The organism is Streptomyces sp. TRM49041, from assembly GCF_008271805.1.
Classification (GTDB): Bacteria; Actinomycetota; Actinomycetes; order Streptomycetales; family Streptomycetaceae; genus Streptomyces.
Window position 1 is genome coordinate 13,140 of the sequence record NZ_VSRY01000158.1, and the last position, 15,432, is coordinate 28,571.

The 15,432-nt window shown below is 72.0% G+C and carries 10 protein-coding genes; 5 read left to right on the forward strand and 5 right to left on the reverse strand.

What is annotated here, in order from left to right; genetic code table 11:
- The first annotated feature begins 37 nt into the window (after positions 1 to 37).
- A complete protein-coding gene (locus tag FVS66_RS25825) occupies positions 38 to 8,302 on the forward strand; it encodes a type I polyketide synthase (RefSeq protein WP_262387213.1) in 8,265 nt (2,754 codons plus the stop codon).
- Between the two features lie 44 nt (positions 8,303 to 8,346).
- The gene (locus tag FVS66_RS25830; protein ID WP_149183626.1) at positions 8,347 to 9,504 is read left to right on the forward strand and encodes an acyl-CoA dehydrogenase family protein; all 1,158 of its coding nucleotides are present in this window, start codon (positions 8,347 to 8,349) and stop codon (positions 9,502 to 9,504) included.
- A gap of 70 nt (positions 9,505 to 9,574) precedes the next feature.
- On the opposite strand, the gene FVS66_RS25835 is transcribed toward FVS66_RS25830, so the two are convergent.
- Positions 9,575 to 10,240: a class I SAM-dependent methyltransferase gene (locus FVS66_RS25835; RefSeq protein WP_187645693.1), complete on the reverse strand. Its 666-nt coding sequence runs from the start codon at positions 10,238 to 10,240 to the stop codon at positions 9,575 to 9,577.
- Between the two features lie 137 nt (positions 10,241 to 10,377).
- On the opposite strand from FVS66_RS25835, the gene FVS66_RS25840 reads away from it, so the two are divergent.
- Positions 10,378 to 10,920: a GNAT family N-acetyltransferase gene (locus FVS66_RS25840; protein WP_149183628.1), complete on the forward strand. Its 543-nt coding sequence runs from the start codon at positions 10,378 to 10,380 to the stop codon at positions 10,918 to 10,920.
- Here FVS66_RS25840 and FVS66_RS25845 read toward each other — a convergent pair.
- The 4 genes from FVS66_RS25845 to FVS66_RS25860 form a co-directional block, all read right to left on the reverse strand.
- Positions 10,904 to 11,778, reverse strand: a protein-coding gene (locus FVS66_RS25845; protein WP_187645694.1) for an IS5 family transposase whose coding sequence is annotated in 2 segments (ribosomal slippage) — positions 10,904 to 10,959 and positions 10,959 to 11,778 — 876 coding nt in all. Because the reading frame shifts where the segments join, the coding sequence is not laid out codon by codon here. The genes FVS66_RS25840 and FVS66_RS25845 overlap by 17 nt on opposite strands.
- Entirely contained in the window at positions 11,753 to 12,103 is a 351-nt protein-coding gene (locus FVS66_RS25850; protein WP_149183629.1) for a transposase, read from the reverse strand. Before FVS66_RS25850 ends, FVS66_RS25845 begins: the two co-directional genes overlap by 26 nt.
- A gap of 120 nt (positions 12,104 to 12,223) precedes the next feature.
- A complete protein-coding gene (locus tag FVS66_RS25855; protein WP_149183630.1) occupies positions 12,224 to 12,511 on the reverse strand; it encodes a hypothetical protein in 288 nt (95 codons plus the stop codon).
- A 123-nt stretch (positions 12,512 to 12,634) separates the two neighbouring features.
- The gene (locus FVS66_RS25860) at positions 12,635 to 13,690 is read right to left on the reverse strand and encodes a nuclear transport factor 2 family protein (protein ID WP_149183631.1); all 1,056 of its coding nucleotides are present in this window, start codon (positions 13,688 to 13,690) and stop codon (positions 12,635 to 12,637) included.
- 101 nt (positions 13,691 to 13,791) lie between these two features.
- Between FVS66_RS25860 and FVS66_RS25865 the strand changes: the two genes are divergently transcribed.
- The gene (locus FVS66_RS25865; RefSeq protein ID WP_149183632.1) at positions 13,792 to 14,745 is read left to right on the forward strand and encodes a GlxA family transcriptional regulator; all 954 of its coding nucleotides are present in this window, start codon (positions 13,792 to 13,794) and stop codon (positions 14,743 to 14,745) included.
- 251 nt (positions 14,746 to 14,996) lie between these two features.
- A complete protein-coding gene (locus tag FVS66_RS25870) occupies positions 14,997 to 15,248 on the forward strand; it encodes a TfoX/Sxy family protein (RefSeq protein ID WP_149183633.1) in 252 nt (83 codons plus the stop codon).
- Positions 15,249 to 15,432: the final 184 nt, after the last annotated feature.

Sequence of the window (15,432 nt, forward strand, 5' to 3'; positions counted from 1 at the left end):
TATGGGCGTCAATGAGTGCGGGCAAGGGTTCACCGGGGTGGGTCAGAATGCCGTCGCTGTCATCGGAATGTCGTGCCGGGTCCCGGGCGCCGAGGACGTGCGTGCCTTCTGGAGGCTGCTGAGGGAGAGCGGGGACGCGATCTCGGACGCACCCGCCGACCGGTGGCCCACGGACATCCCCGAGCTGGCGCGCCACCCCAGGGGCGGCTTCGTCGACCACGTCCGCGACTTCGACGCGGGTTTCTTCGGCATCTCCCCGCGCGAGGCCGCGGTGATGGACCCGCGTCAGCGCATGGTGCTCGAACTGAGCTGGCAGGCAGTGGAGGACGCCTCCCTCGCACCGGAGAGCCTGCGCGGCAGCGCCACCGCCGTGTTCCTGGGCGCCACCGGCGACGACTACGCCTCCCTGGTGCACCGGCACGGCGCGGACGCGCTGTCCCACCACTCCGTCGCCGGGCTGAGCAGGGGCCTGATCGCCAACCGGGTCTCGCACCAACTGGGCCTGCACGGGCCGAGCCTGACCGTGGACACCGCGCAGTCCTCCTCCCTCGTCGCGGTCCACATGGCCTGCGAGAGCCTGCGCTCGGGAGCCGCACGCCTGGCACTGGCCGGCGGCGTCCACCTGAACCTGGTGCCGGAGAGCACGATCGCCTTCGCCCGCGCCGGGGCCCTGTCGCCCGACTGCCGCAGCCACACCTTCGACGCCCGCGCCAACGGCTTCGTCCGCGGCGAGGGCGCCGGCGTGGTGGTGCTCAAGCGCCTGGCCGACGCGGTCGCCGACGGCGACGACGTGTACTGCGTGCTGCTCGGCGGCGCCGTCAACCACGACGGCCCCGGCGCGCTGACCGTACCCAGCGCCGAGGCGCAGAGCGCGCTGCTGCGGGCGGCGTGCCGCGACGCCGGGGTGGCCCCCGCACAAGTGCGGTACGTCGAGCTGCACGGCACCGGTACCCGGGCGGGCGACCCGGTCGAGGCGAGCGCCCTGGCCGAGGTCTTCGGCGAAGGCCGTGACGCCGCGCAGCCGCTGCTCGTCGGATCCGTGAAGACCAACATCGGCCATCTCGACGCGGCCGCGGGCGTCCTCGGACTGATCAAGGCCGCCCTGTCGGTACGCCACGGGGTGCTGCCGGCGAGCCTCCACTACGAGACCCCGAACCCGGACATCCCGCTGGAGCAGTGGAAGCTGCGGGTCAACGCCACCGCCGCGCCGTGGCCCGACGGCCCCCGGCTGGCCGGCGTCAGCTCCTTCGGCATCGGCGGCACCAACTGCCACCTCGTCGTCGGCACCCCCGAGCCGCGGCCCGCCCCCGAGCCGCGGCCCGCCCCGGAACCCGGTCCCTCCTCCGAACTCCCCGAGGAAACGCAGCCCGGACCGCGGCAGCCCGGTGCCGGGGCGGCCGCCCGCCGCGCGTCCGTCCCGGTGATGGTCTCCGCCCGCACCCCCCAGGCGCTGCGAGCCCAGGCCCGGCGGCTGCACGACTGGGTGCGCGACGACGCCACGCTGCGCCCCGCGGACGTCGGCTGGTCCACCGCGACCACCAGGTCCCCGCTGAAGAACCGGGGCGTTGTGCTCGCCGCCGACCGCGACGAACTGCTCGACGGCCTGACCGCGCTGGCCGAGGGCAGGCCGTCCGCGCGGGCCGTCACCGGCACCGCCGCCGAGGGCGGCCGCGTCGTCTGGGTCTTCTCCGGTCAGGGCGCGCACTGGGTCGGCATGGCCCAGGGTCTGTGGGAGACGAACGAGGTGTTCGCCGCCCGCATGGACGAGTGCCAGACCCTGCTCCAGGAGTACGCGGGCTGGTCGCTGCGGGAGGTGCTCGGCGACGAGGCCGCCCTCACACGCATGGACGTCGTACAGCCCGCGCTGTTCGCGGTCATGGTCTCCCTGGCCGAGGTGTGGCGCTCGACGGGCCTGGAGCCGGACGCGGTCATCGGCCACTCCCAGGGCGAGATCGCCGCCGCGACCGCTGCGGGCATCCTCTCCCTGGCCGACGGTGTGCGGCTGATCGTCGCCCGCGCCCGGGTCATCACCGAAAAGCTCTCCGGGCGCGGCCTGATGGCCGTCCTGGACCTGCCCGCCGACCAGGTCGACCAGTCCCGCGTCTCGATCGGGGCGGTCAACTCGCCCGGGACCGTGGTGATCTCCGGCGACCCCGACGCCGTCCGTGCGGCCGTCGCCGACTGCCAGGACAGGGACATCCGCGCCCGGATCGTCCCCGTCGACTACGCCTCCCACTGCGACCACGTGGAGTCCATCCGGGACGAGGTGCTCGCCGGTGTGGCGGACGCCGCGACCACCGACACCGGGGTCGCGTTCTACTCCACCGTCGTCGCCGGGCGGGTCGACCCCTCCGCCCTGGACGCCGAGTACTGGTACCGGAACCTGCGCGAGCCGGTGCGCTTCGCCGCCACCGTGGAGGCGCTGGCCGCCGACGGCTACGGCGTGTTCGTCGAGGTCAGCCCGCACCCGGTGCTGACGATGCACATCGCGGGCACGGTCGGCTCCGCCGTCGTGCAGCCCACACTGCGGCGCAACGAGGACGAGACGCACCGCCTGCTGCTGTCCATGGCCGAACTCCACAGCCGGGGCGTCGACCTGGACTGGGGGAGCTGCTTCACCGGCGCCCGGCGCGTACCGCTGCCGACCTACGCCTTCCAGCGCGAGACCTACTGGATCGACGGGACCACCGCCGCCGCGCCCGTCGCGCGGCCGGCGTCCACCGCCGGCGTCGCCGCCGCGTCACCCGACGCCGCACCCGACGCCGCACCCGCCTCCGGCGGGATGTCCGAGCAGGACCTGTGGACGCTGGTGCGCGGAGAGGCGGCGGTGCTGCTCGGGCACGCCGACACCACGAGGATCGGGGCGGACGACACCTTCAAGGAGCTCGGCTTCGACTCCGTGACCGCGGTGCAACTGCGCGACCGGCTCAACGCCGCGACCGGTCTGGAGACGCCCGCCTCGCTCGTCTACGACCACCCGACCCCCGCCGCCGTGGTGCGCCACCTGCGCGAGCGGTTCACCGGGGGACCGGACGGGGAGCACACCGGTGCGGACGTCGTCGGCGTCCCCGCCACCGGCGACGAGCCGATCGCGATCGTCGGCATGAGCTGCCGGCTGCCCGGCGGCGTCACCACCCCCGAGGACCTGTGGCGGCTCGTCGCCGACGGAGCCGACGCGATCACCGGCTTCCCCGGGGACCGCGGCTGGCAGGTCGACGCCGACGCGGACTTCGTCCCCGCCGGAGGCTTCCTGGACGGCGCGGCGGACTTCGACGCGGGCTTCTTCCGGATCAGCCCGCGCGAGGCCCTCGCCATGGACCCGCAGCAGCGCCTCGCCCTGGAGGCCGTCTGGGAGGCGCTGGAGAACGCCGGCCAGGACTCGGCCCGGCTGCGCCGCAGCGACACCGCGGTGTTCATGGGAGCCATGGCCCAGGACTACCTGCCGCGCCTGCAGGACGTCTCCGGCAACCTCGCGGGCCACGCCCTGACGGGCGGCTCCGGAAGCGTGGTGTCCGGCCGGATCGCCTACTCCCTCGGGCTGGAGGGACCGGCCGTCACCGTCGACACCGCCTGCTCCTCCTCCCTGGTCGCCGTACACCTGGCAGCCCAGTCGCTGCGGTCCGGTGACTGCTCCCTCGCCCTGGCGGGCGGCGTCACCGTGATGTCCACGCCGGGCATGTTCGTCGAGTTCGCCCGGCAGGGCGGGCTGGCCGCCGACGGCCGCTGCAAGGCGTTCTCCGAGGCCGCCGACGGCACCGGCTGGTCCGAGGGCGTCGGCGTGCTGGTGCTGGAGCGGCTGTCCGACGCGCGCCGCAACGGCCACCGCGTCCTGGCCGTCCTGCGCGGCAGTGCGGTCAACCAGGACGGCGCCAGCAACGGCCTCACCGCGCCCAACGGACCCTCCCAGGAACGGGTGATCCGCCAGGCCCTCGCTTCGGCCGGCCTGTCCCCGGCCGAGGTCGACGCGGTGGAGGCGCACGGCACCGGCACCAGCCTGGGCGACCCGATCGAGGCGCAGTCGCTGCTGTCCGTCTACGGCCGGGACCGCGAGGAACCGCTGTGGCTGGGGTCGCTGAAGTCCAACATCGGACACACCCAGGCCGCCGCGGGCGTCGCCGGCGTCATCAAGATGATCATGGCGATGCGCGAGGGGGTGCTGCCCCGGACCCTGCACGCGGAGCAGCCGTCGAGCCGCGTCGACTGGTCATCGGGCGCAGTGCGGCTGCTGGCCGAGCAGCGCGACTGGGAGGAGGCGGACCGACCCCGGCGCGCCGGCGTCTCCTCGTTCGGCATCAGCGGCACCAACGCCCACGTGATCATCGAGCAGGGCGACCGCGTCGAGTCAGCCGCACCGCCGAGCGGCCCGTCGGCCGTACCGGCGGCCGAGCCGCCCCGCGGCGAGACGGTCTGGACTGTGTCGGCGCACAGCGCCAGGGCACTGGCCGGCCAGGCGCGCAAGCTCGGCGCCGCACTCGCCGCCGGCACCGCCGCGCACCCGGCCGATGTCGCCGTGTCCCTGGCCACCCGGCGCGCGTCCTTCGACCACCGCGCCGTGATCATCGGGTCGGACCGGGAGGAACTGCTCGCCGGACTGGACGCCCTGGCCCAGGGGCGGCGCGACTCCGGTGTCGTCACGGGCCACGCCTCGGCGCCGCCCGGCGTCGGCGTCCTGTTCTCCGGGCAGGGCAGCCAGCGCCTGGGCATGAGCCGGGAACTGATCGAGGCCTTCCCGGCGTTCGCCGACGCATGGCGCGAGGTCTGCGACGCACTCGACCCGCTGCTGGAACACCGCATCGACGACGTCGTCTCGGCCGAACCCGGCTCCGAGGCGGCCGGGCTGCTCGACGGGACCGCGATGACGCAGCCCGCGCTGTTCGCCTTCGAAGTGGCCGCCTACCGGCTCCTCGTGTCCCTCGGCGTCGAGCCCGCGGTGCTCGTCGGGCACTCCATCGGCGAACTGGCCGCCGCGCACGTCGCCGGGGTGTTCTCCCTTGCCGACGCGGCCCGTCTGGTCGCCGCGCGCGGACGCCTCATGGGGGCGCTGCCGCGCGGCGGGGCCATGGTGGCCGTACAGGCGAGCGAGGACGATGTCAGGGCCGCCCTGGCCGGCCACGAGCGGAGCGTCTCCGTCGCCGCCGTCAACGGCCCCGCCGCCGTCGTCATCTCCGGCGTGGAGGACGTCGTCACCGAGGTCGCCGCCGCCCTGGCCGCCCAAGGACGGAAGACGACGCGGCTGCGCGTCTCGCACGCCTTCCACTCGCCGCTGATGGACCCCATGCTCGACGACTTCCGGCGCGTCGCCGAGTCGGTCGCCTACGCGCCCGCGCGCATCGCGGTCGTGTCCAACGTGACCGGCGCCGTCGCCGGACCGGGCGAGCTGGAGCAGCCCGGGTACTGGGTGCGCCATGTGCGCGACGCCGTGCGCTTCGCCGACGGGGCAGCCGCCGCCGTCAAGGCCGGGGCCGAGGTGCTGGTCGAGGTCGGGCCGGACGGCGTCCTGTCCGCCATGACCTCCGACATCCTCACCGACACCGACACCGTTACGGACCTGACGGCGGTCCCCCTCGCCCGCAAGGGCCGTTCCGAGCGGCGCTCGGCGGCCGAGGCGCTGGCCCGTCTGCACGTCGCCGGCGTCCCGGTCGACTGGAGTGCCTACCTCGACGCCGTCGGCGTCGCCGGCCGGCCCGTCGACCTGCCCACCTACGCCTTCGACCGCCAGCGCTACTGGGCGCCGCCGGCCGAGCCGCACGGTGACGTCACGAGCGCCGGACTGGAACCGGTCGGGCACCCCTTCCTGGCCGCCGCCACCGAACTCGCCGTCGGCGACCAGGTGGTGTTCAGCGGGAGGATCGACCTCGCCGGCCGGCCCTGGCTGGAGGACCACACCATCTTCGGCACCACCGTCTTCCCCGGCGCGGCCGTGGTGGAGATGGCGCTGCGCGCCGCCGAGGACACCGGCTGCGCCGCCGTCGAGGAGCTGACCCTCCACGCGCCGCTGACCTTCACCGGCAGTGCCGCGCAGGTGCAGGTGGTCGTCGGCGAGGCGGAGCCGTCGGGCAGGCGCCCCGTCGGCGTCCACTCCCGGCCCGCCTCCGGCGGCGGGTCCGGCACCTGGACCCTGCACGCCGCAGGACACGTCGTTCCGCACGCCCACGCCCACGCCCATGCCCACGCCCCCGCTGAGGCTGCCGGCGTGGACGTGTGGCCGCCGCAGGACGCCGAGCCGGTGGACCTGTCCGGCTTCTACCCGGACCTCACCGGCCGGGGCTACGGCTACGGCCCCGCCTTCCGGGGGCTGCGCTCGCTGTGGCGGCTCGGCGACGAGGTCCACGGCGAGGTCCAGCTGCCCGACGATGTACCGCACGCCGGGGACGGGTTCGCCGTGCACCCGGCCCTCTTCGACGCCGCTCTGCACCCCGTCCTGTCCCTGATGGCGTCGGACGACCCGGCAAGGGCGGTGCTGCCCTACTCCTGGTCCCACGTCACCTGCCACGCACGCGGCGCGGGCCGGCTGCGGGTCCGCGCGGCCCGCATCAGCGACACCGAGGTGTCGCTGTCGGTCACCGCCTCCGACGGCACGCCCGTGCTGACCGTCGGCTCCCTCGCCCTGATGCCCGCCTCGGCGGACCAGGTGGCGAGGGCCTCCCTGGCCGACTCGCTGTTCGCCGTGCGCTGGTCGCCGGCACAGTCGGACCCGCAGCAGCCGGCCCGGCCGGCCGACATCGTGCACGTCGAGGCGGACGGGCGGGGCGACGCTCCCGCGTCCGCCCGGGCCGGTGCCCACAAGGCGCTCGAACTGGTGCAGCGGCGACTGGGCGAGCACCACGACCGCCCGCTGGTCATCGTGACGAGGAACGCCGTGGCGGCCCTCCCCGGCGAGACGCCCGATCCCGCCCTCGCACCGGTGTGGGGCCTGGTGTGCTCCGCGCAGGCCGAACACGCCGACCAGTTCGTCCTCGTGGACACGGACGGCAGCGAGCAGTCGCTGCGCGCGCTGGAGACCCTGGACGTGAGCGTGCCGCAGCTCGCCGTCCGCCAGGGCACGGCCTACGCACCGCGGCTGGTCCCGGTGCCCGCCCCGGCCGCCGAGCGGCCCGCCTGGAATCCGGACGGAACGGTTCTGCTCACCGGCGCGACCGGTGGCCTCGGCGCCCTGCTCGCCCGGCACCTGGTCGTCGAGCACGGTGTGCGCAACCTGCTGCTCCTCAGCCGCTCCGGCGCCGCCCGGCTCGCCGAGGAACTGACCGGGCTCGGCGCCCACGTCACCCAGGCCGCCTGCGACGTATCCGACGCCCGGGCACTGGCGGAGCAGCTCGCGCGGATCCCGCGGGAAGCACCGCTCACCGCGGTCATGCACATGGCGGGCGTACTCGACGACACCACCGTGGAGCTGCTCACGCCGGAGCGGATCGACCGGGTGTTCGCGCCCAAGGCCGACGCCGCGTGGCATCTGCACGAGCTCACCAAGGACATGGAGCTGTCGGCGTTCGTCCTGTTCTCCTCCGTCGTGGGCGTCGTGGGCAACGCCGGCCAGGCGAACTACGCGGCCGCCAACGCATTCCTCAACGCCCTGGCCGAACACCGCGCCGAAGCGGGGCTGCCCGCGCACGCCCTGGCCTGGGGCCCGTGGGAGATCGGCATGGCGAGCACGCTCGGCGAAGCCGACCTGGCGCGCTTCCGGCGTCACGGCATGGCCCCGCTGGCGGCGGAGAAGGGCGCCGCCCTGTTCGACGCCGCCCTGGCCGCGGACGAGCGGCTCCAGCTCCCCGTACAGGTCGACCGGGGCGCCCTGCGGCAGGACACCGTGCCGGCGCTGCTGCGCACCCTGGTCCGGCCCGCCTCCACGCCCGCGCCCTCAGCGCCCGCGTTCTCCGGGCCCGCCGCCGCGGAGGAGAGCGGCGAGTCCGCCATGGCGCGCAGGCTGGCCGCGCTCCCGCCGGAGGAGCAGCGCGAGGTACTGGTGGCCCTGCTGCTGGAGACCGCCGCCGTGGTGCTGGGCTACCCGTCCGCCGAAGACATCGACGCCGACATGACCTTCCAGGAGATCGGTTTCGACTCACTCAGCGGCGTCGAGTTCCGCAACCAGGTCAAGAAGGACACCGGAGTCCATGTCCCGGCAACGGTGATCTACAACTACCCGACGCCCGCCGCGCTGGCGGAGCGGGTGAGGGAACTGCTGTTCCCCGAGCCGGAGCAGGCGGAGGACGAGGCCGTCGGCCTGCCGGACGCCGAGCTCGACGAACTCGACGAAATCGATGAACTCGACATCGAGGCACTCGTACAGCGGGCGATCTCCGAATGAGGACTCCGCGCCCCCCGTGTGCCCGACCTGGAAGTGGTGGAGAGATGAAGCCGGAAGAGCTGAAGGCCGTCCGCACGTTCGTCAAGGAGTGCCTCGGCGGCACTCACGCGGAGATGGACGCATTCGAGGACAAGCCTTCGGACGTCTACGAGAAGTTCCGCGAGACCGGACTGGCCAACTGGTGGCTGCCGGAAGACCTCGGCGGCCGCGGGATGGGCCTGGAGGACAGCGTCGAGGTCGTCAACGAGATCTCCTACGGCGACGCCGGCGTGGCCTTCACGCTCTTCATCTCCGTACTCGGCACCAGCATCGTGCAGCTGTACGGCTCCGATGAGCTCAAGGCCCGGTACCTCGCGCCCATGGCCGCCAAGGGCTCGTTCTGCGCGACGCTGGGCAGCGAACGGGCCGCGGGCAGCGAACTCGGCAAGATCGAGACCGTGGTCGCGACCGACGGGGACGAACTCGTCGTCACCGGTGAGAAGTTCTTCTCCACCAACACCGACTTCGCCGACTTCCTCGTCGTCGTGGCCCGCTCGGCCGAGGACCCCGAGGCGTACCACGCCGTGCTGATCCCGCGCGACACTCCCGGCGTCGAGATCGTGAAGCGCTGGGACGTCATCGGCCTGCGCGCCTCGTACACGTACCAGGTCAGCCTGAAGGGCTGCCGCGTCCCCGTGGCGAACCGCCTCGACGGCTCGGGCCTGCGGCTGCTGGAGATCGGCCTGAACGCCAGCCGCATCCTGATCGCCGCGACCGCGATCGGGATCGCCCGCCGCGTGCGCGACCACTGCATGACGTACGCCAAGGGCAAGTCCTTCCGTGACGGCGTACTCATGGAGAGCCCCGTGTTCGCACAGCGGCTCGGGCAGATGGAGATGCAGATCGACGTCATGAGGAGCCACTGCCTGCGCGCCGCCCGCGAGTACGACGCGATCATGGCGGACCCCGGCGCCGCGGCCCTCTTCCACCGGCAGGGCACCCTCAAGTCGGCGCTGACCGCCAAGATGTTCTGCGGCCAGGCCGGCTGGGACGTGGCGAGCGTGGGCTCCGAGATGTTCGGCGGGCTCGGCTACACCCACGACCTGCCCATCGGCAAGCTGATGCGCGACATGCGCTACGTCTCCCTCGTGGAGGGCGGTGACGACGTCCTGCGCGACCTGCTCTTCAGTCGCTATGTGATCCCGGTGCCGCGCCGTTCCTGACGGCGGGGCACAACCGGACGGCCCGGCCCGGCCCCCGCTCACGCGGGGCGCCGGGCCGGGCCGTGTCCGGTCAGGGGACGTCGGCCTCGAAGAGGGCGGTGCAGCCGTGGACGGTCAGCGTGTGGGAGAGGAAGCGCGCGGCCAGCTCCGTGCGCAGGTCGTCGAGGCTGTCCTCGGAGTTGTGCATCACGCCGCGCCGGTTCCACATCGCGAGCGTGGCGCGGGCCGCCGCCCCCACCGGTACGCCCCGGGTGAGCACCGTGGCGCCGAAGACGCGCCCACCCGGCCGGACGCACGCCGCGACGTGGTCCAGCACCTTGGCCTTCTCGCGGATCGTGCCGGGTACGCAGTGCAGCAGGAAGTTCATCGACGCCGAGCCGTACGCCCCCTCGGGGAGCGGCAGCGGCTCCAGCGCGTTTGCCCGCACCGTCCTGACGTCGAAGCGGGCCAGGCGTCGGGCCGCGTGGCGCAGCGAGTGCTCGTTCAGGTCCGCCAGGGTGATGGCCTGCTGCGGGGCGGTGCGGCAGTTGTCCAGGAAGTAGCCGGTGCCCACGCCGACGTCCAGATGGTCCGGTGACACATTGCGGTCGAACATGGCCACCACTTCCGGCACCGGGACGCGGAAGAGGAACCGGCAGTTGAACTTGAAGGCCACCAGGTCGTACAGGGGAAGCGTGTACGGCCGGTACATGGCCTGGCCGGCGTGCACCTGGTCCGAGTGGGGCGAGGCGGTCACGTGAAACCTCCGGCCGGCGTGGCGAATACGTCTGGGCCCGACTATACGTGGCCGCATTACCCTGCCCACCGGGGAGTCGCTAGGGCGTGTATCGAAAGTGCCTGGTGGAGAGCCCATTTGTGATCCAGGATGATTGGATGGTCACGCTTGAGACTCCCCGTTTGATCCTGCGTCGCTGGCGCGAGGAAGACGTTGCGCCCATGGCTGCCATCAATGCCGACCCCGAGGTCATGCGGTGGATCCGCGACGGCAGCGTCCGTGACGAACAGCAGACTCGCGGCGGGGTCCAGGCATGGGAGAGCGAGTGGGAGTCACAGAACTTCGGCCTGTTCGCCGTGGAGATCCGGTCCACTGGCGAGCTGGCCGGGTTCACCGGGCTTTCGGTGCCCGACTTCTTGCCGGAGGTACTGCCGGCGGTTGAGGTCGGCTGGCGGCTCGGACGTTCCCACTGGGGGCAGGGCTTGGCCACCGAGGCCGCCGCGGCCGCTGTACGGTTCGGGTTCGAAGAGCGAGGGCTGGAGCGGATCGTCAGCATCACTCAAGTGGGCAACGACGCCTCCGAACGGATCATGACCAAACTGGGGATGCATCCGGTCCGTGAGACCGTCAATCCCACCGGCGGTCGGCGAGTAAGGGTGTTCGAGTTGTCGTCGGACCAGTACGTCACAACCACTCGTTGATGGCGGCAACGAGGACGGTAGCCTCGTAGCGGACCGCGATTTGTCGTACCGGGTGGCCACGGCTCGATGTCTCTTGAGGCGATTGATGCCGCACTCGACCGCGTGCCGGGCCTTGTAGTCCTCTGGGTCGAACTTCGGTGGCCGGCCGCCACGGGAACCGTGCTTCCTGCGGTTGCGCGCCTGGTCGGCTTTGTCCGGGATAGTGCAGCGGATTCCCCGGCAGCGCAGGTAGGTGCGGTTTTTCCGGGAGGCGTACGCCTTGTCAGCCCGCACGCGGTCGGGGCGGACGCGCGGCCGACCCGGCCCTATGCGGGGCACACGGACTTTCTCCAACACCGGTTCGAACTGCGGCGAGTCCCCCCGCTGCCCTGCCGTCACCACGATCGACATGGGCTTCTGCCCCTGCTCGACAGCCAAGTGCAGCTTGGTCGTGAACCCGCCGCGCGAACGCCCCAGCCCGTGATCATCGGGCTCGTCGAAGACACCGCCCGGTGGTTCTTTCTGCAGGTCACTCTGCTTGCGGGCTCCGGCCGCATGCTGATGGGCACGGCACACAGTGGAGTCGACGCTCAGGTCCCACACGATCGCGCCCTTCGCATCGGCCAGGGCATGGAGCCGGGTGAGAACCTGGTGCCAGGTGCCGTCTCGCTGCCACCGGCGAAACAGGTCGTAGATCCGGCCCCACGGCCCGTACTCGACGGGCACGTCCCGCCATGGCACCCCGGTGCGGACCCGGAACCGTATGCCGTCGATCAGCTGCCGCCGGGACCAGACCGGCGGCCGCCCCACCTTCGTCCTCTTCGGCAACAACGGCTCCAGCACAGCCCACTGCTCATCCGTGAGATCTCCCCGCCCCATGAACCGAGATCATCCACAGCTCAAGATCCACTTTCGATACACGGCCTAGGTCGCCCAGGTGCATGATGACGTAATCGCGGACCGCGTCACGCAGCCGGTCGGCGTCCCACACCGACCCGTTGAGCAGCCACTGCATCCGGTCCGCGGTCACATGCCCGGCACGCTCCGACAGTGTCCAGCCGTTCTTCTTCGGCAGCTCCGCCAGCAGCCCCTCGATGAACTGCGCGAACACCACCCGAGGCTCCGGCCGGTTGAACAAGTACCCCAACGAACCAGTCAACGCGGACAATTCAGCATCCCACCCGGCTATCTGCTCAGCCGTCACACCCAGCATCATGCCCGGTCAACGACGCCACACAGGCTCCGTCACAAGATCTCCGGCTGTAGTACCTGTGACCTGGCGCAACGGCCACCGCGAACGGCTCACGTCGTGAATGGCCGGAACTCAGGCCAGCAGAAAACTCAGTCGATCGTCGGCCATCCCCGGGGAGATCTCGAGGATCTCCGCGCTGACGACGTCCTCTCTGACGAAGGGGTCGGCGTTCACCCGGCTCTGCAGCTCTTCCAGAGTCGTGCTGTGCGCGAAGACCGCGCCGCCCAGGCCCGGCTGGATGCTGCCGACCAGGAGGAAAACGCCGTCGTCGATGCCGCGCTTGATCCACTCCTGGTGGCCGTCCATATGGTGGCCGACTGCGCTCTGGTTGTTGGAGAACCGAAGCAGTACCACGAACATGTGATCCCTTTCTGTCACCTTTGACGCGTCAGGCGCTTGCCTGTCCACGCTTCCGCTGTGTGCCGTGCTCGGCACCTTCCGTGCAGGAACTGAGCCAGTCGCACATCTGCTGCGCCACGCGCCTCACGCCGCGAAGAAAGGGGCGTTGATCGCGTAGAGCCAGCGGCCGTCCGGCTGGCGCCGCACCACCTCGGTGGTCGTGGTCGTCACCGGTGCGCCGTCCGGTGCCAGGCCGGTGACCGTCGCGACGCTGGAGAGCACGGCGAGATCGCCCGCCGTGTGGCTGTTGCGGGGCTGGAAGGTGACCTGCGCTCCGCGGGTGATGTACGTGCGCAGACGATCCTTGATGGCCTCGGTGCCCACCGCCTGGGCCTCCGGCTCGTCGGCGAATACCGCGCCCGGCTCGTAGAGGGAGACCAGAGCGTCCAGGTCGCCGGCGGCGAGGTAGCGGGTGAACAGCCCCGCCAGCTCCTGGGGTGTTCTGGCAGCAGACACGTCCGTACGGGCCGTGGCCGGCCGGTCGCCCCATCCGTTCTCGCCGATGATGTCGTACCAGTCCGGCAGGGAACCGGAGGGCAGATGGCGGCGCAGCAACTGACCGGGAAAGCTGAGCGGTCCGGCCTTGAGAGGGTTGGCCAGGGCTTGTTCCACGATCAGGTCGGTCATCGCATGGGCCAGGTCGGCGCGCGGAAAGGTGGCGTGGACACGCTCGGCGAAGCCGGCCGGAAGCTGCTCCTTGTCGCGACCGAAAACGTCCGCGGCAATGCCCGCCTGGGCCAGCGCGACGTCCGGGCCCTTGCGCGAGGCGATGCCGTCCGAGGTGTGCAGGGCCACGATGTCCCACACCACCGCGATGTCCGCCTCCGCGACTCCGTGGTCGCGCAGGAAGCGCGCGGCCAGGTCGGCCCCGTCGACCTCGAACCGCTGATCGCCATTGCCCTCCTCGGCCAGCCCCAGGTCGTGCAGGACGCAGCCCAGGAACACCAGCTCGTCGTCGTAATCGGTGCCCGGCTTCAGGCCGCGCTGATCGGCGAGCGCCTTGGCGAACAGGTAACTGCGCACACCGTGCCGGAAGATGAAGTCCGGCTCGCGTTCCTCGGCGAACCGCAGGGCACGCGTGGCCAGCTCGGTACCTGGCCAGGTGCATGCGGCAAAGGCGGCGGACAAGGAAGCGTTCACGCTCGGTGACTCCTCACAAGATCGGGGGATGCTCCGATCCTGCGGCCGCTCCCGCCTGCCCGACCAGAGGCCAGAATGCCGATCTGCGCTAAGTTCTGGCCATGACGGTGATAGCGGTCCTCGCGCTCGACGGTGTCGTGCCCTTCGAGCTGTCCGTGCCCGGCCAGGTCTTCGGCACCGCCAACCAGGCCGCCGGCACCCCGCACTACGACGTGCGTGTCTGCGCCCCGGCAGGGTCCGTCACCACCTCCGCGGACCACGGCGCCTTCCAACTGTGCACCCCCTGGGGCCTGGACGCCCTCGCAACGGCCGACACCGTCGTCGTCCCCGGCCACTCCGGTTTCCTCGACGAGCCACCCCTCGACGTACTGGAAGCGTTGCGCAAGGCCGCCGGGTGCGGGGCGCGCCTCACCTCGATGTGCATCGGTGCCTTCACGCTCGCCGCCACCGGCCTCCTCGACGGCCACCGGGCCACTACGCACTGGCAGTACGCCGCCGAACTCGCCCGGCGCCACCCGCACATCGAGGTCGATGGCACCGTGCTGTTCATCGACAACGGCAATCTGATCACCTCGGCCGGCGTGGCCGCCGGACTCGACCTCTGCCTGCACCTGGTCCGTACCGACCTGGGTGCGGCCCACGCCGCGGCCACTGCCCGCCGCATCGTCTTGCCCCTGCAACGCGACGGCGGGCAGGCCCAGTTCATCGAACACCCCCAGCCCGCCGACAACGGCACCACGCTTCAGCCGACACTGCAATGGATGGAGACCAATCTCCACCGGCCGCTCGTCCTGGAGGCCATCGCCGAGCACGCCGCCATGAGCATCCGCAGCCTCAACCGCCACTTCCGCGCGCAGACCGGCACCACCCCGCTGCAATGGCTGCTACGCGCCCGCATCCACCGCGCCCAGCAGCTACTGGAGACCACGGACCTGTCCATCGAGCGCATCGCAGACCAGACCGGCTTCGGAGCGCCGGCAACGCTCCGCCACCACTTCGCACGGCTGGCAGGAGCCTCACCGCAGGCATACCGCACCGCATTCCGCGCCCACTGATGACTCCCGCGTACACGGGCCCGGCCAGCATCGCCGAAGGCGGCCTGCGGCCCATCGCGGTCGACCTGCCCGGCCTGGGGCGTTCGGCGGCGGCACCGCGCCGGTCGACGCCGGCGCCATCGCCAGGGCGGCCGCCCAGCTCGACCTTGCTGAAGCGCTGGCGGAGGTCTACCCTACCGATCCGCGATGGCTGGCACCCGAACTGGTGTGGACCGGCCCGCAGAAGTCCTGCCCCGATCTGATCGGCTGACATGCGCATCGCAGAGCTGCGGAACCTCGGACCGGCCAGTGCCCGTATGCTCGCGGTCGTCGGCAGCCACACGGCCGCCGACCTGGAGGCCCTGGGCGCCGCTGAGGCATACCGTCGGCTTCAGGACGCCGGGACCCCGGGGCTGAGCCGGAACATGCTGTGGGCCATGGAAGCCGGACTCCTCGACATCGACTGGCGGAACCTGCCGCAGGAGATCCGGTCCCAGCTGCTGGCCGAGATCGGCGAGAAATGACGCCGGGCAGCGACCACCGGCACCGGCACCGGCCACGGCTTCGGCCGCCGCGGCCTCCCCGGCGAAATCGGTGACGCGGAATCGCCCAGGAATTGATCCATTGATGACCGGGCGACGGCTCTGCTGACCGCGACACCCCACCGCCGTCCGCGAGTGCGCGAGGGCATCGAGGACGGGACACCCC

Coding starts and splice junctions, on each gene's coding strand:
- FVS66_RS25865 (WP_149183632.1), top strand. CDS start 13,792: ATGACGGTGATAGCGGTCCTCGCGCTCGACGGTGTCGTGCCCTTCGAG.
- FVS66_RS25870 (WP_149183633.1), top strand. CDS start 14,997: ATGCGCATCGCAGAGCTGCGGAACCTCGGACCGGCCAGTGCCCGTATG.
- FVS66_RS25855 (WP_149183630.1), bottom strand. CDS start 12,511: ATGTTCGTGGTACTGCTTCGGTTCTCCAACAACCAGAGCGCAGTCGGC.
- FVS66_RS25830 (WP_149183626.1), top strand. CDS start 8,347: ATGAAGCCGGAAGAGCTGAAGGCCGTCCGCACGTTCGTCAAGGAGTGC.
- FVS66_RS25840 (WP_149183628.1), top strand. CDS start 10,378: ATGGTCACGCTTGAGACTCCCCGTTTGATCCTGCGTCGCTGGCGCGAG.